General features: G+C 66.4%; 16 protein-coding genes. 6 read left to right on the top strand and 10 right to left on the bottom strand.

Features of this window, described 5'->3' with window-relative positions:
- On the top strand, nt 1-327 hold a 327-nt coding region (locus ACEQXV_RS05140), incomplete at its 5' end, for a rhodanese-like domain-containing protein (protein ID WP_370268188.1).
- A gap of 20 nt (nt 328-347) precedes the next feature.
- Here ACEQXV_RS05140 and ACEQXV_RS05135 read toward each other — a convergent pair.
- The 5 genes from ACEQXV_RS05135 to ACEQXV_RS05115 all read right to left on the bottom strand — a co-directional run bounded on the left by ACEQXV_RS05135 (nt 348) and on the right by ACEQXV_RS05115 (nt 8,220).
- Nucleotides 348-1,898, bottom strand: coding sequence for a trimethylamine methyltransferase family protein (locus ACEQXV_RS05135; RefSeq protein WP_370268187.1), 1,551 nt, complete (start codon nt 1,896-1,898; stop codon nt 348-350).
- Entirely contained in the window at nt 1,895-4,339 is a 2,445-nt protein-coding gene (locus ACEQXV_RS05130; protein ID WP_370268186.1) for an FAD-dependent oxidoreductase, read from the bottom strand. Before ACEQXV_RS05130 ends, ACEQXV_RS05135 begins: the two co-directional genes overlap by 4 nt.
- A 10-nt stretch (nt 4,340-4,349) precedes the next feature.
- Nucleotides 4,350-5,246 (bottom strand): homocysteine S-methyltransferase family protein, encoded by an 897-nt coding sequence (locus ACEQXV_RS05125; RefSeq protein WP_370268185.1) that lies wholly within the window; start codon nt 5,244-5,246, stop codon nt 4,350-4,352.
- A gap of 34 nt (nt 5,247-5,280) precedes the next feature.
- Nucleotides 5,281-5,700 (bottom strand): hypothetical protein, encoded by a 420-nt coding sequence (locus ACEQXV_RS05120; protein ID WP_370252575.1) that lies wholly within the window; start codon nt 5,698-5,700, stop codon nt 5,281-5,283.
- 72 nt (nt 5,701-5,772) lie between these two features.
- Complete coding sequence (locus ACEQXV_RS05115) at nt 5,773-8,220, bottom strand: FAD-dependent oxidoreductase (RefSeq protein WP_370268183.1); 2,448 nt, start codon at nt 8,218-8,220, stop codon at nt 5,773-5,775.
- A 225-nt stretch (nt 8,221-8,445) separates the two neighbouring features.
- On the opposite strand from ACEQXV_RS05115, the gene ACEQXV_RS05110 reads away from it, so the two are divergent.
- Nucleotides 8,446-9,300, top strand: a complete 855-nt coding sequence (locus tag ACEQXV_RS05110; RefSeq protein WP_370251618.1) for a LysR family transcriptional regulator — start codon at nt 8,446-8,448, stop codon at nt 9,298-9,300.
- Here ACEQXV_RS05110 and ACEQXV_RS05105 read toward each other — a convergent pair.
- Both ACEQXV_RS05105 and ACEQXV_RS05100 read right to left on the bottom strand, forming a co-directional pair.
- Complete coding sequence (locus tag ACEQXV_RS05105; RefSeq protein ID WP_370268182.1) at nt 9,297-10,358, bottom strand: AbrB family transcriptional regulator; 1,062 nt, start codon at nt 10,356-10,358, stop codon at nt 9,297-9,299. The genes ACEQXV_RS05110 and ACEQXV_RS05105 overlap by 4 nt on opposite strands.
- Nucleotides 10,355-11,266 (bottom strand): rhodanese-related sulfurtransferase, encoded by a 912-nt coding sequence (locus tag ACEQXV_RS05100; RefSeq protein ID WP_370268181.1) that lies wholly within the window; start codon nt 11,264-11,266, stop codon nt 10,355-10,357. Before ACEQXV_RS05100 ends, ACEQXV_RS05105 begins: the two co-directional genes overlap by 4 nt.
- A 102-nt stretch (nt 11,267-11,368) precedes the next feature.
- Between ACEQXV_RS05100 and ACEQXV_RS05095 the strand changes: the two genes are divergently transcribed.
- Complete coding sequence (locus tag ACEQXV_RS05095) at nt 11,369-12,289, top strand: PLP-dependent cysteine synthase family protein (RefSeq protein ID WP_370268179.1); 921 nt, start codon at nt 11,369-11,371, stop codon at nt 12,287-12,289.
- Here the strand turns inward: ACEQXV_RS05095 and ACEQXV_RS05090 are convergent.
- On the bottom strand, nt 12,286-13,644 hold the full coding sequence (locus tag ACEQXV_RS05090; RefSeq protein WP_370251610.1) for an FAD-dependent oxidoreductase: 1,359 nt from the start codon (nt 13,642-13,644) through the stop codon (nt 12,286-12,288). The genes ACEQXV_RS05095 and ACEQXV_RS05090 overlap by 4 nt on opposite strands.
- A gap of 44 nt (nt 13,645-13,688) precedes the next feature.
- Here ACEQXV_RS05090 and pncA point away from each other — a divergent pair, with 44 nt between their 5' ends.
- Together pncA and ACEQXV_RS05080 are read left to right on the top strand one after the other, a co-directional pair.
- Nucleotides 13,689-14,282, top strand: a complete 594-nt coding sequence (gene pncA, locus ACEQXV_RS05085; RefSeq protein WP_370268177.1) for a bifunctional nicotinamidase/pyrazinamidase — start codon at nt 13,689-13,691, stop codon at nt 14,280-14,282.
- Complete coding sequence (locus ACEQXV_RS05080; protein ID WP_370268176.1) at nt 14,279-15,097, top strand: GNAT family N-acetyltransferase; 819 nt, start codon at nt 14,279-14,281, stop codon at nt 15,095-15,097. The genes pncA and ACEQXV_RS05080 overlap by 4 nt, the downstream gene beginning before the upstream one ends.
- Here ACEQXV_RS05080 and ACEQXV_RS05075 read toward each other — a convergent pair.
- Both ACEQXV_RS05075 and ACEQXV_RS05070 read right to left on the bottom strand, forming a co-directional pair.
- Nucleotides 15,094-15,231 (bottom strand): DUF2256 domain-containing protein, encoded by a 138-nt coding sequence (locus ACEQXV_RS05075; protein WP_370251621.1) that lies wholly within the window; start codon nt 15,229-15,231, stop codon nt 15,094-15,096. The two genes, ACEQXV_RS05080 and ACEQXV_RS05075, sit on opposite strands and share 4 nt — an antisense overlap.
- Before the next feature lie 26 nt (nt 15,232-15,257).
- Nucleotides 15,258-16,367, bottom strand: a complete 1,110-nt coding sequence (locus ACEQXV_RS05070; RefSeq protein WP_370251604.1) for a class I SAM-dependent RNA methyltransferase — start codon at nt 16,365-16,367, stop codon at nt 15,258-15,260.
- A 101-nt stretch (nt 16,368-16,468) separates the two neighbouring features.
- On the opposite strand from ACEQXV_RS05070, the gene ACEQXV_RS05065 reads away from it, so the two are divergent.
- On the top strand, nt 16,469-17,495 hold a 1,027-nt coding region (locus ACEQXV_RS05065; RefSeq protein ID WP_370268174.1), incomplete at its 3' end, for a nicotinate phosphoribosyltransferase.

Genomic DNA, 17,495 nt, shown 5'->3' with positions numbered 1-17,495 from the left:
TACCTGATGTTCGCCGAGGAAACCGCGGGCATCATCCTGCCCCAGCAGATCGACCAGATGGTGTTCGACGCCGCGCTCTTCGTCGATACCCGCAGCGCGGATCAGCACGCGGCAGGGACCATCCCCGGCGCGATCCACATCGAGTGGCGCGAGGTGCTCGACCGCATCGAGGAAATCCCGACAGACCGTATGACGATCCTCTTTTGCGACACTGGTGCCCGGTCGTCTCAGGCGACCTTCGCCCTGCGGGTTGCGGGGCGCAGCAACGTGGTGGTGCTGCAATCAGGCTATGGCGGTTGGCTCCGAGACGCGGCCTACCACCCCTGAGGGGGCAGGCCGCCCTCCGCTCAGATCACGATGTTGAACCTCTCGCGGATCACCCGGTCCACGTCGGGCGAGATCAGGTTCTGTGCCTTGGCGAGAATGGCTTCCTTGCGGGCAATGGCCGTTTCCAGAAGCTTGGGGCGGTCCGCCTCGGCCCACTCCTTCGGGCTCATCCGGTTGCCCACTTCGGGATAGATATATTCCGTCTGCATCAGCCGCAGCGTCTGGTCTGAGCCAAGGTAATGCCCCGGCCCGCCCATGCACACGGCCTTCATGGTCTCGATGGACACGCTGTCCTCGGTCACGTCGATCCCGCGCACGCAGCGTTGCACCTGTCCCAAGAGGTCGTTGCCAAGCACCAGGCTTTCCAGGCAGAACCCGAGAAGCGAGGCATGCATGCCCACGGTCTCGTAAGCCATGTTGAGCCCCGCCAGTCCCGCCAGCACGTTGGTTATGCCCTGCTCCCACCCTGCCTGCATGTCGGGCAGCTTGCTGTCGGAAATGCCCGAGGCCGCGCCGCCGGGAAGCCCGTAGAACTGGTGCATCTGCGCGCAGCCAGCAGTCAGCAGTGCCTGCTCGGCTGACCCGCCCGACATCGCGCCCGTGCGCAGGTCGCTGACGAAGGGCCAGGTGCCGAAGATCGCCGGATGGCCCGGCTTGATCGAGTTGACATAGACGACGCCCGCAAGGCACTCGGCCACCGCCTGCACGATGGCGGTGGCGATCGGCGCGGGGGCCGTCGCCCCGGCCTGGCCCGCCGACAGCAACAGGACGGGCATGCCGGCATGGATGCAATGCTCCATCGCCACGCAGCTTTCCTCGGCAAATTTCATCGGGGGCACGACGAAGCAGTTGGAATTCGAGATGAAGGGACGTTCACGCCACTTCTCCTCGCCGCCCGCGATCAGGTGCACCAGGTCCATGCAGCCTGCCACGTGGCTGGGGTCGGAAAAGGACGTGCCCACATGCTTGGTCGTCCCTGCACAGCAGCCATAGAGCGTGTTCACGTCCATATCGTAGTTGTCGGGAATGTCCCGGCAGACCATGGGCCGTTGCAGGAAATGGATGTTGTCGAGGTTATGCACCAGCTGCGCAGCAGCGTAGAGGTCTGCCGCCGTGGAGTCGCGGTAGGTTTCCGTCAGAACATCGACGATATGCACGGCAGCGCCCGCGGTGCCGAAATGGGTTCGCGTACCCGACAGCTCCAGGTCGTATTTCGGGTCGCGCCCGTGCAGGGTAATATTGCGAGCGGCCTTGGCCAGCATGTCCTCGACCAGCGCGCGGGGGAAACGCAGCCGACCGTCGTCGCCCTGGATCGCCCCGGCGCGGGTCATCGCCTCGACACCGGTGGCAGGGGCCTGGCTGAGCCCGATCACCTCAAGGGCTTCCAGCGCGGCCTCGTGAATGCGCAAGACCTCGGCATCGCTCAGCGGCTTGAATTTTCCGCCGGACAGGCCCGGGCGAACCGGGCGGATGTCTTCGGCCAGCGGGGCGGCGCGCAGGGCCTTGCGGGCCGCGCGGCCACCGGCCCGGCGGGCGCTGCGGGACGGCGTCGTTTCTACAGGGTCGATCATGCTTTCACCCGTTCTGCTTTGGGGTCATACATCGGTTTCAGGCTGGCCACGGCCTTGTGCCGCTTGCCCGCAACCTCGATTTCGTAAGAGGACGCCAGAACGTCCGCCGCGCTTTCGCCTTCGCAGGGCACGTAGGCCAGGCCCACGGCTGCGCCGAGGAAGTGGCCGTAATTGCCCGAGGTGAGATAGCTCACCATCTTGCCATCGCGGATGAGCGCCTCGTTGTGGAAGAGCATCGGTTCGGGATCTTCCAGCCGGAACTGCACCAGCCGCCGCTTCAGCCCCTCCGCGCGTTTCTTCAGCACCGCGTCGCGGCCGATGAAATCGCCCTTGTCGGTCTTGACCGCAAAGCCAAGCCCGGCCTCCAGCACGTGATCCTCATCGGTGATGTCATGGCCGAAGTGGCGGAAGGCTTTTTCCGTCCGGCAGCTGTCCAGCGTGTGCAGGCCGCACAGCTTCAGGCCAAGATCAACGCCTGCCTCTTCCAGCGCCTCGAACACGTGGGCGGCCATGTCGGAGGAGACATAAATCTCCCACCCAAGCTCGCCCACATAGGTCACGCGATGTGCCCGGGCGATCCCCATGCCGATCTCGATTTCGCGCGCGGTGCCGAAGGGATGCGCTTCGTTCGAGAAATCGTTGGGGCTGACCGCGCGCATCAGGTCACGCGATTTCGGCCCCATGACGCAAAGCACCGCCTCTGCCGCCGTCACGTCGGTGATGACGACGAACTCATCCTCCAGGTGCTTGCGCAGCCAGGCCAGGTCGCGTTGCAGCGTGGCCCCCGGAACGACAAGGAAGAACGCGGTGTCCGACATACGCGTGACGGTCAGGTCGCATTCGATGCCACCCCGGTTGTTCAGCATCTGGGTATAGACGATCCGCCCCGGCTCCACGTCCATGTCGCCCGCGCACAGCCGTTGCAGGAAGGCCAGCGCGTCGCGCCCTTCCACCCGGATCTTGCCGAAGCTCGTCATGTCGAACAGGCCCACACCCTCGCGCACCGCGAGGTGTTCGGCGGCATGGTTGGCAAACCAGTTCTGCCCTTTCCAGTCGTAGCGGTATTCGCGTTCCTGACCATCGAAGGCGAACCAGTTGGCGCGTTCCCAACCGGCGACCTCGCCAAAGACCGCACCGCGCGCCTTCAGGTGTTCATGCAGCGGCGAGCGGCGCACGCCCCGCGCGGTTTCCACCTGCCGATAGGGGTAGTGGTCGGCATAGAGCAGGCCGAGCGTTTCGCTGACCCGTTCCTTCAAATACTTGCGGTTCTTCTGGAAAGGCTGCGCCCGGCGGATGTCCACTTCCCACAGGTCGAAGGGCGGTTCGCCGTCCTCCATCCACTGTGCCAGCGCCATGCCTGCCCCGCCCGAGGACACGATCCCGATCGAGTTGTAGCCCGCCGCGATCCAGTAGCCTTTCAACTCCGGCGCTTCGCCCAGGTAGTAGCGATCGTCGGGGGTGAAGCTTTCTGGCCCGTTGAAGAAGGTGTGAATGCCCGCCGTCTCGAACATCGGCATCCGGTTCATCGCCATGCCAAGGATCGGTTCGAAATGGTCGAAATCCTCGGGCAGCGAGTCGAAGCAGAAATCCTCGGAAATCCCGTCCATGCCCCAGGGCTTCGCCTTCGGCTCGAACGCGCCCAGCATCATCTTGCCGGCGTCTTCCTTGTAATAGGCGCATTCATCGGGGACCCGCAGCACGGGCAGGCGGGACAGGCCCTCGATCGGCTCGGTGATCAGGTAGAAATGCTCGCAGGCATGCAGCGGCAGGGTCACACCGGATTTGCCCGCCAGGTCGCGCCCCCACATGCCACCGCAATTGACGACGAGATCGGCCACGATATGGCCCTGCTCCTCGCCGCTGTCCCAGTCGACGCCCGTGACCTTGCCATCGGCCTGCGTCACGCCCGTGACCTTCACGCCTTCGATCACCTGCGCACCCTGCATCCGCGCGCCCTTGGCCAGCGCCATGGCGATATTGGCGGGGTCGCACTGCCCGTCGAGCGGCAGGTGCACCGCGCCCACCACGTCCCCGACATTCAGGTGCGGATACATCGCCTTCACCTCGTCGGGTCCGATCTCGCTGACATCGACGTTGAAGGCACGCGCCAGCGTGGCCTGCCGCAGCAGTTCTTCATGCCGGTGCTCGGTCAGTGCAACCGAAATGGACCCGTTCTGCCGCATCCCCGTGGCGACGCCGGTTTCTTCCTCCAGCTTGACGTAGAGATCGGCGGAATATTTCGCCAGCCGGGTCATGTTCTGGCTGCCGCGCAGCTGGCCGATCAGGCCCGCCGCATGCCAGGTGGTGCCGCAGGTCAGCTGCTTGCGTTCCAGCAGAACGATATCCTTCCACCCCAATTTCGCCAGGTGATAGGCAACCGAACAGCCGGACACACCGCCGCCGATGATAACGACGCGGGCATGAGAGGGGATCTTGCTCATCGGGACATCCTCATACGATCTCGTGGCCCGCAGCCCTCAGCCGCCGGGCAAGTTCTGCGATATGGGCGGGTCCGACTTCGCAGCAGCCCCCCACGATGGTCGCGCCAGCCTCGACCCAGCCCATGGCGAAATCCGCGTAGTCCGCGGGACCAAGGTCCTTGCGGGCTGTCAGCGCCTCGACGGTCGGGCGATCTTCCAGGAAGGCCTCGGTGATCCGGGTGAAGCCATTGGCATAGGCCCCCATGGGCAGGCCGAGCGGTTTCAGGATCGCCAGTGCGGCGGCGATGGCCTCGGGGCGCGAGCAATTGACCAGCACCGCGTCGGGGCGGAATTCCTCGACCACCGGGGCCAGATCGGCCAGTGCCTCGCCAGAGCGCAGCCGGGTTCCGTCCTCGTCCTCCACCGTGACCGATAGCCAGACGGGCAGGGCGCTGTCCGCGCAGCCCAAAAGCGCGCCCCGCGCATGGGCGATGGAGGAGACGGTCTCGATCAGCCACAGGTCCACGCGCGACCCCATCAGCGCAACCAGTTCCCCATAGGCTGCGGCGGCCTCTTTCTCGGGCGGGAACAGATCGGGGCGGTATGACGCCCCAAGCGGCCCGAGCGAGGCGGCAATCCGCCCCCCGCCATGCGCTGCCCGCGCGGCCTCGGCCTCGTCCAGCGCGGCCTCGATCAGATCGGCGAACCGGTCCTCCAACCCCGCCGGGCGCAGCCGGTCGCGCAGCACCGCGTAGGTGTTCGTCGTGGCGATGGTCGCCCCAACAGCGAAGTAATCGCCATGCACGGCCCGCACGAGGTCCGGGTGCTCCAGCATCACCGAGGTTGACCACAGCGGCGTCGGACGGTCCCCGGCGCGATGCACCAGTTCCTGCCCGATCGAGCCATCCAGAAGGGTGATTGCGCTCATGATCTTGTGCTCCGCAAACAGGGAGCAGAGGGCGCTAGCTCGTGATCAGAAACACCGACAGCGCAGCCGCGTAGATCCAATCGACGATGACGCACCCTGTCAGGTACCACCGAAAAAACGGCGTCCCGAACCCGTTGTGCTTGAAGAGATCCCACACCCCGTGACCGAAAATGGCACCGATGATCAACACCGGAGACACCCAGAACCCTGCGATTCCGGCCACCGCCAATCCGGTTGAAATGACGGTTTCGGTTGTCAGGAAGGAACGCTGCTTCAGGGCGGCGAGTGGATAGGTGCCGAGCATCGCCAAAAGAAAGAACAAGGCAACGCCCCAAACCCAGTCCTGCGGCAGCCCCACATGTGCAATCGGGATTGCCAGCACGTAAAGTGCGACAGCCGCTTTCAGCCCAAGAAAGCTGCGCGACAAAAGCTTGTCTTGCGAAAATTCGGTCACGGTCGGCCCCATCAATCGCCTTGCTGGCGACTGATATGGGGCTTCCACTCACTGGAAGGTCAAGGGCCGGGATCACGCACGCAACCTTTCGTTCTCCGGGTCCCACAGCGGGCGATCCTCCTGCACCACCGCGCGGCATTTCTCGCCGTAGATTTCCACCTCCAGCTCGGTGCCCGGCACGGCCAGGTCGGCCCGCACCATGCCAAGCGCGACCGACGCCCCCACACGGTAGCCCCAGGCCCCCGAGGTGGTTTCACCGACGATCTCGCCGCCATGCCACAGGCAGGACATGTAAGGCGCGTCGCAGTCGCCCGCCTCGACCAGCAGCGTCACGAAGCGCTTCTTCGAGCCTTGCTGTTTCTCGGCCATCAGCGCCGCCTTGCCGGTGAAGTCCTGCGGCTTGTCGAGCTTGACGAAACGATCCAGCCCGCCCTCGAACAGGGTGTAATCGGTCGACAGATCCCCCTTCCACGCGCGATAGCCCTTCTCGATCCGCAGGCTGTTCAGCGCCCACATGCCGAAGGGCTTGGCGCCTGCGTCGACGATCGCCTCGTAGATCGCGGGCATGTCGGCATTCTCGGCATGCACCTCCCAGCCCAGTTCCCCGGTAAAGGACACCCGGATCAGGAAGGCAGGCTTGCCCGCGACGGTTGCATGCTGATGGGTCAGCCAGCCCTGCGTCAGATCGGCATCGGTCAGCCCGGCCAGCACATCCCGTGACGTGGGGCCAGCCACGATCAGGCAATCCCGGTCGCGGGTGGTCTCGGTCACGGTCACGCCGTCGGGGACGGAGTTCTTCACCAATTCCCCGTCGTGCCACTGGGCCGTTGCCGCCGTGATCAGGACGAAGCTGTTTTCCTCCAGCCGGACGCAGCTCATCTCTGTCAGGATGCGGCCACGATTGTCGGACACGTAGATCAGGCCGATCCGGCCCACCTTGGGAATGCCCCCGGTGCAGAAACCGCGCAACCACTCGTCCGCGCCATCGCCCTTCACCCAGAAACGAGAGAAGCCGGGCAGGTCCAGCACGCCACAGGCATCGCGCACTGCCTCGCATTCTTCCCTGATCCGTTGCTCCCACGGGCCGGACCGGCCCCAGGTATGGGTGCTTTCCTCGCTTGTGTCGTCGCCGGGCTGGGCAAACCAGTTGGCCCGTTCCCAGCCGTTGTAGTCGCCCATCACGCCGCCAAGCGCCTTGACCTTGTCATGCACCGGGCTGACCTTGCGGTCGGGCGCGGCGGGCCAGCGATGCCAGGGGAAGTGCATGGCATATTCGTTGCCGTAAACTTCCATCCCCTTGGCCACGCAATATTCGTGGTCGGTGTAGTCGGTGTAGCGGCGCGGATCGACGGCCCACATGTCCCACTCGGTCGCGCCATCGACGATCCATTCCGCCAGCACCTTGCCAGCACCCCCGCCCTGGGCGATGCCGAAGGTGAAGACACAGGCCTCGAAGGCATTCTTCACACCGGGCATCGGGCCGATCAGCGGCAGCCCGTCCGGCGCGTAGGGAATGGGGCCGTTGATGATGCGGCTCAGCCCCGCCTCGCCGGAAACCGGCACCCGCGCCATGGCGTCGGCGACGATGTCCTCGATCCGCTCCAGGTCGTCAGGCCACAGCTGGAAGCTGAAATCATCGGGCATCGGGTCGGCGGGGTCGGCCCAATGCGCGCGGCAGTTGGGCTCGTAGGGGCCAATATTGATGCCGTTCTTTTCCTGCCGCAGGTAGTAGGACACGTCCACGTCGCGCAGAAGCGGCAGCTTGCGACCGTTCTCCTGGCTCCAGGCCTCCAGTTCCGGGATCTGCTCGGTCAGCAGGTACTGGTGGCTCATCACCATCATCGGCACGGTGCGCCCACCATAGGGCTTGAACCACTCGCCGACCTGCTGTGCATAGTAGCCCGCCGCGTTCACCACGTAGTCACAGGCGATGTCGCCCTTCTCGGTGTGAACGATCCAGCTGCCATCCTCTTTCTGCGTCACACCCGTCGCGGGGCAAAAGCGGATGATCTTCGCGCCCATGTCGCGCGCGCCCTTGGCCAGCGCCTGCGTCACCTGGGCGGGGTCGATATCGCCATCCGAGGGATCGAAAAGCGCGCCTTCAAGGTCATGGGTTTCGAGGAACGGGTAGCGGGCCTGCGCCTCTTCGGGCGTCAGCATCTCCATGCCGATGCCCTGGTAACGGCCCATGGCACAGGCGCGCTGGAATTCCTGCATCCGCTCCTTCGAATGCGCCAGGCGGATCGACCCGGTCTGGTGATAGTTCATCGGGTAGTCGACTTCATCGCCCAAGCGCGAATAGAGCTCGGTCGAGTAGCGCTGCATGTTCATGATCGCCCAGGAGGTCGAGAACGTGGGCACGTTGCCCGCCGCGTGCCAGGTCGACCCTGCCGTCAGTTCGTTCTTTTCCAGCAGCACGCAATCGGTCCAGCCCTTCTTGGCCAGGTGATACAGGCTCGACGCCCCCACGACGCCACCCCCGATGATGACCACTCTTGCCGACGTGGGAATCTCTGCCATCTGACCCTCCTTGCGATGCTTCGATCCCGACTATCGGCCCCCGTATTCGCGCTATCAATCCTGTCAGATCGGCATTATTAATCGAAATGTCCGATTAGGAGGCCTCCCCGCGCGCGTCGTTTGTTAAGTTTAACGCGCCCGCCCCTTCTTCTTGGCAAAAATACTCATCTCCGACCGCAAGGTCCCGCGCCTCCCGCGAGGGACACCGCCCCGAAAGAACGCCCGATGCAGATCGAACTGATCGAAACCTTCCTCGACCTGTGCGAAACCCGCAGCTTCAACCAGACGGCAGAGCGGCTGGACATCACCCAGTCCACCGTCTCGGGGCGCGTCAAGGCGCTGGAAAAGACGCTTGGGCGCAGACTTTTCCTGCGCAGCCGGTCGGGCACGTCGCTGACGCTCGAAGGCATGCGGTTCGAGCCGCACGCCCGCGCCCTGCGCGTCAACTGGTCCGAGGCACTGCGCGCCACCCGCGACGCGGGCCCCACGGCCACCACGCTGCGCGTCGGCATCCAGCGCGACCTTACCGGCACCAATATCGGCGACTGGGTGCGGTCCGTGCGGCAATTCCTGCCCGAAACCTCGCTCTACGTGGAATCCGATTTCTCCACCCAGATGTGCAACGACCTGGTGCAGGGCAATCTCGACATCGCGGTGATCTATTCACCCAAGCCCCATCCCGACCTGCATTTCGAAACCCTTTCCGAAGTCCGGTTCCGCATGATCTCGGACGTGGCCGACCAACTGCGCATGATCCCGCGTGACAGCTACATCATGGCCAATATCTCGCCCGCCTTCGCGCGGCTCCACGACTCAGTGCATCCCTCGCTGGCGGGCGCGGCTGTGTCCTGCGGGCAGGATTCGCTGCTTGAGGCCCTGCTGACCTCCCTGGGGGGCACCGCCTACGTGCTGGAGGAGACGGGCGAGAAGCTCGTCGCGTCGGGGCGTTTCGCGTCGGTCAAGAAAGCCCCGGTCCTGCCGCAGCCCGTCTATTCCGCCATCCACCTGCGCAATCGTCACCGGTCCTCTCACCGCAGGCTGATCCAGCTGCTGGCCGCGCATTTCGCCGATCCCGCCTAGCGGCGGCCAAACCACCGAAAGACCAGCGGCGCGGCGAAGATCACCAGTACGATGCGCACGATATGGGTCAGCGAGACATAGGCGATGTCACCCCCCATGGCGAAGGCCAGCAGGCTCATCTCGGTCAGCCCGCCGGGGGAATAGGCCAGGAAGGCCTGGCTCAGGTCGGTATCGGTCAGCGCCGCGACCACGGCGGCAAAGCCCAAGCCGGTAATCAGCATTCCGATGGTGGAAAAGATGCCCAGGAACAGATCCTGGCCCACCTCGCGGGCGCTGGCCCCGATGAAGCGGCACCCGATCACGGTGCCCATGACAACCTGCGCCGCGATCACCATCACCGTGGGTGGCGGCACATCCACCACGTGAAAGAAATGCGCCACCCCCGACAGCAGCATGGGCCCCAGCACCGCCGCCGCGGGCAGTCGCAGCGCCCGGCCCAGGTAGACCCCGGCCACCGCGCAGGCCGCGAGCACCGCGTATTCGGCAAGCCCCAGCTCCCACAGTCCGGTCCAGCGCTGCCCCCCCTGTCCGCCCGAGGTCACGCCCAGGACAAGCCCGAAGAAAAGCGCCACGAACCCGATCACCAGCAGGATCCGGCTGGCATGGGCCAGCGCGATCCGCTTCTCGTCTCCGCCCTGCTCGGCCCCCAGGATCAGCATTTCGTTCAGCCCGCCGGGCATGGCACTGAAATAGGCGGTGACGGGGTCGTATTTGCCGATCCGCCGGTAAAACAGGAACGACGCGCCTGCCGCAACGACCAGGAAGGGTGGCAGCACGAGGAAGCTGATTGCCCAATCGCCAAGGGCCTCCACGATCTCAGGCGTGACGCCCGATCCCAGCATCACCCCGATGATCGGGATCACGACGGGGCGCAGCCTGGCGGGCGGGGCGATTGGCGCATGCAGGATTGCCGCGATGGTGTTGCCGATCATCGGCCCCAGCATCCAGGGCAGCGGCATCCCGATCAGGTAGGCGAAACCCCCCGCCCCGATCCCGATCAGCAGCGCCAGCGCCGTGCGTGCGGTCTTGGTCTCGGTGAAGCCCGCAGCCGCCTTCACACGATGCCGCCGGCGAGATGATGCTCGCCGCGCGCCTTTGCCAGCTCGATCTGCTTCTGCCGCTCGCGGAATCGCGCGCGGTCGGCATCGGAATGTTCGCTCAGGCACTGGTGACAGGACACGCCCTTTTCATATTCGGGGCGATTGGTGTCTTCGGGCAGCAGCGGGCGGCGGCAGGCCCGGCACAACAGGTGCGGCCCCTCCTTCAACCCGTGCCCCACGGACACGCGTTCATCGAACACGAAGCATTCGCCGTGCCAGAGACTGTCCTCTTCCGGCACATCCTCCAGGTACTGAAGAATGCCGCCCTTGAGGTGATAGACCTCCTCGACACCCTGTTCGATCAGGTAGTTGGTGGATTTCTCGCAGCGGATTCCGCCGGTGCAGAACATGGCAATCCGCTTGTTGTGGAAGCGGTCCTTGTTCTCCTGCCACCAGGCGGGAAACTCGCGGAAGGTGGTGGTTTCCGGGTCCACCGCGCCCTCGAAGGTGCCGATGGCGATCTCGTAGTCGTTGCGGGTGTCGATCACCGCCACGTCAGGCGCGGAAATCAGCGCGTTCCAGTCCTCGGGCCGCACGTAGTGCCCAACCTTCGCCTTGGGGTCCACGCCGGGCACACCCATGGTGACGATCTCTTTCTTCAAACGCACCTTCATCCGGGCAAAGGGGGCCTCGGTGGCGGTGCTTTCCTTCCATTCCAGGTCGGCGCAGCCGGGCAGGGCGCGGATATGGGCCAGCACCGCGTCGATGCCCGCGCGCGGCCCCGCGATGGTGCCGTTGATCCCCTCCGCCGCGATCAGCAGCGAGCCGCGCACATCCTTTTCCTCGCACAGGTCGCGCAGGGGTGCGCGCAGCGCGTCGGGTTCATCGAACCGGGTGAAATGATAGAGGGCTGCAACGGTAAACATGCCCATCCCATACACCCGGCCCCGCGCCCCCTTCAAGTCGGCACGCTTGATCGGCCCGGTCCAAGAGGTCACACTTGCCGGATCAGCCAAGGGGGGCAAGGCATGCGGTCCGACACGGCGCTCGGCGCGATTGGCAACACGCCCATGGTCCGACTTCAGGGGTTTGAACCCGAAGGCGGGGCCGAGATCTGGATCAAGCTCGAAGGCGGCAACCCGACCGGGTCCTACAAGGACCGGATGGCCGTGTCTGTCCTGACCCGCGCGATGGAACGGGGGGCGCTGCGGCCCGGCGACCGGGTGGTGGAATATACCGGCGGCAGCACCGGCACGGCGCTGGCCTTCGTCGCTGCGGTTCTGGGCCTGCGTTTCACGGCGGTCTTTTCGGACGCGTTCTCCGACAGCAAGCGGCAGGCGATGGAGGCCTTCGGGGCCGAGGTTCTGGTCGAACCGTCCGACGGGACGATCACGCCCGAGCTCATCCAGCGGATGAAGGCCCGCGCCTATGCGCTGGCCGAGGAGCCGGGCAGTTTCTACGCAGACCAGTTCGGCTCGCCCGATGTGCGGGCGGGCTACGCGCCGATGGGGCAGGAGATTGCCGCCCGGCTAGGGTGCGTGGATATGCTGGTCTCTGCCGTGGGCACGGGCGCGGCCCTGATGGGCACCGCCGACGGGTTGGCCGAGGCCGGGCAGACCCCGCAGGTGATTGCGCTCGAACCGCTGCAATCGCCGCTTCTGACCACGGGCCAGGGCGGTCCGCACAAGGTGGAAGGCGTCGGCGTGGGGTTCGAGCCGCCCTTCCTCGACCGTGACCGAGTGTCCGGTATCCGCGCCATCGACCAGGACGCGGGCTTTGCCATGTGCCGCAGGCTGGCGGCAGAGGCCGGCGTTTTCGGCGGCGGATCGACCGGATTGAACGTCGCCGCGGCGGTGGAGCTCGCAGGTGAACTCGGCCCCGGCAAACGCATCGTCACCTTCGCCTGCGACAGCGGGGCGAAATACCTGGGCGGTCACATCTACGGTTAAAGTCCCATGGCATCCAGAAGACGGTATTTCGCCACCGTCGCCGCAACGCCCAACCGCCGAAGCCCGTGAAACGGGATCGGCTGCGGTTCGGTGACGGGGAACGCGAGCTCCTGCTCCGGCCTGCCCGCCGCCCATTCCGCCATCAGCTTGCCCATGGCCGTGGCCAGCGCCACCCCGCGCCCGTTATAGCCCAGCCCCGCCATCACCCCCGGTCCCATGCGCACCAGCCGCGGGTAGTGATCGGGCGTTGCCGCGATGAACCCGCCCCAGGCATGGCGCCAGCCGAAGGGCGTCAGCTGCGGGAACATCTGCACGCTGACCCTGCGCAGCGCCTCCAGCCGCCCCTGCGTTGCCGCGTCGCCATAGGCCCCGCGCCCGCCCATTATGAAGCGTCCGTCCCGATCCATCCGGTAGTAGAGCAACAGCCGCCGCGTATCCGACGGGGCCTGCCGCCCGGGCAGGATGCTCGCCGCGATCTCGGGCGGCAGCGGGTCGGTCGCCACCTGCACCGATCGTACCGGCACCACTTCTCGCGCCAGCGGCGGGGCCAGCCCGTCGGTGTAACCATTGGTGCAGAGCAGCACTTTCCCCGCGCGGACGGCGCCACGCGATGTGCGCAGCACATGAGTGGCGCCCTCCCGCGCCAGGCGCTCCACCCGCGATGCCCCGTGAACGGCGGCCCCGGCCCGCAGGGCCGCCCCCGCCAGCCCGAGCGCGTAGTTGAGCGGATGCAGGTTCCCCCCGCGCCGGTCGATCAACCCGCCCGCATAGACCGTCGTCCCGACCATCTCGGCCACCGCGTCGCGCGAGAGCAGCTCCACCTTGGCCCCGCGCCGCCGCCACTGGTCGACCTTGCCCCGGATATCTTCCATCGCGCCCGCGTTATGCGCCGCCCGGATCCAGCCCACGGGCCGCGCGTCGCATTGGATGCCATGCCGCCCGATCAGATCGAACACCAGCCGCCCCGCGCCGCCGGCAAAGGCCACCATCCGCGCGCCCATGTCGGGCCCGAACCGCGCCTCGACCGCGTCGGGGTCCACGTAGAGCCCGGGGTTCACCTGACCGCCATTGCGCCCCGATGCGCCCCAACCGGGGGTTTCCGCCTCCAGCACCACGACCCGAAGCCCCGCTTCGGCAGCGTGCAGCGCGGCCGACAGCCCGGTAAACCCGCCCCCCACGATGGCCAGGTCCGCCTCCACCTCGCCCACCAGCGGCGGGCAATTGGGGGCCGGGTTCGCCGTGGCGGTCCACAGGCTGTCTGCGATGACGGGGCGTTCGTTGGCGATCATGTGGGCACCTCTCTGCCCACCACCGAACACCCGGCGCGAAATCCGGTCAACCGGATTGACCGGCATGGCCCCCCGCCCTACCCCTAAAGGCAAGCAAAAGGAGCCCGCCCATGACCCACGCCCTCATCGTCATCGACGTGCAAAACGACTTCTGCCCCGGCGGCGCGCTGGCGGTGCCGGAAGGCGACCAGATCGTGCCCGGCATCAACGCGTTGATGGAGGGTTTCGACGCCGTGATCCTGACGCAGGACTGGCATCCGGCGGGCCATTCCTCTTTCGCTTCCAGCCACGGGACCGCTCCCATGACCCTGACCGAGATGCCCTACGGCCCGCAGGTCCTGTGGCCCGACCATTGCGTGCAGGGCAGCAAAGGCGCGGGTTTCCACAAGGACCTGATGACCGACCGCGCCGACCTCATCATCCGCAAGGGTTACAACCCCGCGATAGACAGCTATTCGGCCTTCTTCGAGAACGACAAGACCACGCCCACCGGGCTGGAAGGCTACCTGCGCACACGCGGCATCGACACGCTCACCATGGTCGGCCTCGCCACCGATTTCTGCGTGAACTACTCCGCCGTCGACGCCGCCCGGCTTGGGTTCACGGTGACCGTCCGGCAAGACCTCTGCCGCGCCATCGACTTTGACGGCTCGCTTGCAGCGGCGGTTGAGGGGATGGTGCAGGCGGGCGTCACCCTGGCATGAGCGTGAGCTTCCGCACCGCCCGCGCAGACGAACTGCCGCTCGTCCTGTCCTGGGCGGAAGCCGAGGGGTGGAACCCCGGGCCGGACGATGCCGCGGCCTTCTTCGCCAGCGACCCCGAGGGCTTCTTCGTTGCAGATGCCGACACTGGCCCTGTCGCCGCGATCTCGGTCGTGAACCACTCCGACGCGTTCGCGTTCCTTGGCCTCTATCTCTGCCTGCCCGAGCATCGCGGCAAGGGGATCGGCTTCGGTCTCTGGCAGCACGCGCTGGCCCATGCCGGGGCGCGCTGCGTCGGGCTCGACGGGGTCCCCGCGCAGCAGGACAACTACCGCAAGTCGGGCTTCGTGCCGGCCGGGCAGACCTTTCGCTTCGAAGGGCAGATTCCGGCGGATCGGGGGGCGGGGCTGCGCCCCGCATCCGAAGCTGACAGGGACCGGCTCTGCCAGGCCGAAGCCCGCGCCAACGGCTATGCCAAACCGGCCTTCATGACGGCCTGGACGCAAGACACCGACAGCCGCCGGACCTTCACGCGCGGCACCGCCTTCGCCACCCTGCGCCGCTGCGGGCGCGGGGCAAAGATCGGGCCGCTCGTGGCCGACGACATCGACGATGCGAAGGCGCTGCTCATGGCCATCGCGGCGGCCTGTCCTGCCGATCCGTTCATCATCGACGTGCCCGACGATCAGCCAGAGCTGACCGCGCTCTGCAAGGGCTGGGGGATGCAGGCAAGCTTCAACACCGCCCGCATGTATCGCGGCCCGGCGCCCATACCCGGCCGCGGAATCCGTTCCATCGCCACGCTGGAACTGGGCTAACCCCGCCCGCGTCGGCACCTTTCCGAACAATAAAGCACGTCTGCCCAGACCTTGGCCCATTTCCTCCGCCAGGCGAACGGGCGGCCACAGGTGGCACAGGTCTTGGTGGGCAGATTGGGTTTCTTGTGGGCCATGCCGAACAGGTAGGACGGGCAGGCGTTCAGGCCAGCGGCCCCGTGCGCCACAGCGTCACCTTCAGCCCGCCATGGGCCACCGGCGGTTCCGTCGGCAGCCAGGGCAGCCCGGTCGCCTTGGCGAGCCCGCCGTCGCTTGTCACCAGCCCCACGCGCCAGCCGCCGAAGCGCTCCAACAACGTCTTGCCAAGCGCCCCGTAGAGCGAGAACAGGAGCTTCCGGTTGCCGATCCGCTCGCCATAGGGTGGGTTGACGATGACCAGACCCGGCGGTCCCTCGGGCGGTTCCAGATCGCTGACCGCCTGCCGGGCAAACTGGCAAAAGGCCCCGACACCCGCACGCTCGGCGTTCTCGGAGGCGTTCTTCACGGCCCCCGCATCGCGGTCAAACCCGTAGAAGCGTGGCTGGGGCGTTTGGGGCCGAACGCCGGCTTTCATCTCCGCGAAGGCCCCTGCATAGAACCCGGCCAGCCCTTCGAACGCAAAGCTCCGCGACCGGCCCGGATACAGCCCGCTTGCGATCTCGGCGGCTTCGATGGGAAATGTCCCCGACCCGCACATCGGATCGACCACCGGTTCCGCCCCGTCGAACCCGCATTGCCGCAGGAAGAGCGCGGCCAGGTTTTCCCGCATCGGGGCCTTGCCCACGGCGGGCTTGTGGCCGCGCTTGTGCAGCGCCTCGCCGGTCGTATCGAGGCTGATCGTGCACAGGTCATCGTCGATGCGCACCTTCACCACCACCTCGGACTCGTCGCTGACCGGGCAGCCGAGCGTTTCGGCGATGGCCCGGCTGACCCGCTGCACGGCGGCCTTGGCGTGGTAGATCTTCGACTTGCGGCAAGTGGCTTCGACCTTCACGGGCCGGTCCGCCCGCAGCACCGCCGCCCAGTCCACCTTGCGCGCCCGCTTGTCGAGCTGCGCCAGGTGCATCGCCCGGAAAGACGCCACCCGCACCAGCACCCGCGCCGGGCCACGCAGACACAGGTTCGCGCGCCAGACCTCGGGCCAGCCGCCCCGCGTCTCGACCCCGCCCGGCACCGCGCGCGGATCGGCAAACCCCTTGGCCCGCGCCTCTTCGGCCAGCACGGGTTCCAGCCCCGGCGGGGCCACGAGGAAGATGTCAAACGCGTCGCTCATGCCCGCCTGCCTATCCGCTTTCCCGCAGACAGCCCAGAGAAATCCTTGCCCTCCCCCGGCCTGCTTTGCTCTAACGGCTTCTGCGCACAGGAGTTTGAGAAATGGTCGACATCGCCACCCGCGTCTACAATCACAAGTGGAAGATCGACCCGATCGTCCGCTCTCTCATCGACACGGATTTCTACAAGCTGCTGATGTGCCAGTCGGTGTTCCGCAACAAGCCCGACACGCAGGTCACCTTCAGCCTCATCAACCGCACCACCCGCATCCCGCTGGCCGAACTCATCGACGAGGGCGAGCTGCGCGAACAGCTCGACCACATCCGCTCTCTGTCCCTCGCGCGCGGCGAAAGCACCTGGATGCGCGGCAACATGTTCTACGGCAAGCGCCAGATGTTCCGCCCCGACTTCATGGACTGGTTCGAGAAGCTGCGCCTGCCCGCCTACCACCTCGAAAAACGCGACGGCCAGTACGAACTCACCTTCGAAGGCAACTGGCCCGAGGTCATGCTGTGGGAAATCCCCGCGCTTGCCGTCCTCATGGAACTCAGGGGCCGCGCCGTCCTCAGCCACATGGGCAAGTTCGAGCTGCAGGTGCTCTACGCCCGCGCCATGACGCATCTGTGGCAGAAGGTCGAACGCCTGCGCCACCTGCCCGACCTGCGCATCGCCGATTTCGGCACAAGACGCCGCCATTCCTACCTCTGGCAGGACTGGTGCGTGCAGGCGATGATGGAAGGGCTGGGCGACAAGTTCGTCGGCACCTCCAACTGCCTCATCGCCATGAAGCGCGATATCGAGGCGATCGGGACGAACGCCCATGAACTGCCCATGGTCTATTCCGCGCTGGCCGAAACCGACGAAGACCTCGCCCGCGCGCCCTATGACGTGCTGGCCGACTGGCATGAGGAGCATTCGGGCAACCTGCGGATCATCCTGCCCGACACCTACGGGACGGAGGGATTCCTGGAAAACGCCCCCGACTGGCTGGCGGGCTGGACCGGCATCCGCATCGATTCAGGCGACCCCGCGACGGGGGCCGAGATCGCCATCGACTGGTGGAAATCGCGCGGCGAGGACCCGCGCCAGAAACTCGTCATCTTCTCCGACGGGCTGGACGTGGAAAAGA

This window comes from Nioella sp., assembly GCF_964229645.1.
Lineage (GTDB): Bacteria > Pseudomonadota > Alphaproteobacteria > Rhodobacterales > Rhodobacteraceae > Nioella.
This window is presented reverse-complemented; position numbering and strand designations above follow the sequence as displayed.

Excerpts from the sequence above, each read along its gene's own strand:
- ACEQXV_RS05125 (WP_370268185.1), bottom strand. The coding sequence starts at position 5,246 with ATGAGCGCAATCACCCTTCTGGATGGCTCGATCGGGCAGGAACTGGTG.
- ACEQXV_RS05080 (WP_370268176.1), top strand. The coding sequence starts at position 14,279 with ATGAGCGTGAGCTTCCGCACCGCCCGCGCAGACGAACTGCCGCTCGTC.
- ACEQXV_RS05090 (WP_370251610.1), bottom strand. The coding sequence starts at position 13,644 with ATGCCGGTCAATCCGGTTGACCGGATTTCGCGCCGGGTGTTCGGTGGT.
- ACEQXV_RS05070 (WP_370251604.1), bottom strand. The coding sequence starts at position 16,367 with ATGAGCGACGCGTTTGACATCTTCCTCGTGGCCCCGCCGGGGCTGGAA.
- ACEQXV_RS05115 (WP_370268183.1), bottom strand. The coding sequence starts at position 8,220 with ATGGCAGAGATTCCCACGTCGGCAAGAGTGGTCATCATCGGGGGTGGC.
- ACEQXV_RS05100 (WP_370268181.1), bottom strand. The coding sequence starts at position 11,266 with ATGTTTACCGTTGCAGCCCTCTATCATTTCACCCGGTTCGATGAACCC.
- ACEQXV_RS05075 (WP_370251621.1), bottom strand. The coding sequence starts at position 15,231 with ATGGCCCACAAGAAACCCAATCTGCCCACCAAGACCTGTGCCACCTGT.
- ACEQXV_RS05110 (WP_370251618.1), top strand. The coding sequence starts at position 8,446 with ATGCAGATCGAACTGATCGAAACCTTCCTCGACCTGTGCGAAACCCGC.
- ACEQXV_RS05135 (WP_370268187.1), bottom strand. The coding sequence starts at position 1,898 with ATGATCGACCCTGTAGAAACGACGCCGTCCCGCAGCGCCCGCCGGGCC.
- ACEQXV_RS05130 (WP_370268186.1), bottom strand. The coding sequence starts at position 4,339 with ATGAGCAAGATCCCCTCTCATGCCCGCGTCGTTATCATCGGCGGCGGT.
- pncA (WP_370268177.1), top strand. The coding sequence starts at position 13,689 with ATGACCCACGCCCTCATCGTCATCGACGTGCAAAACGACTTCTGCCCC.
- ACEQXV_RS05095 (WP_370268179.1), top strand. The coding sequence starts at position 11,369 with ATGCGGTCCGACACGGCGCTCGGCGCGATTGGCAACACGCCCATGGTC.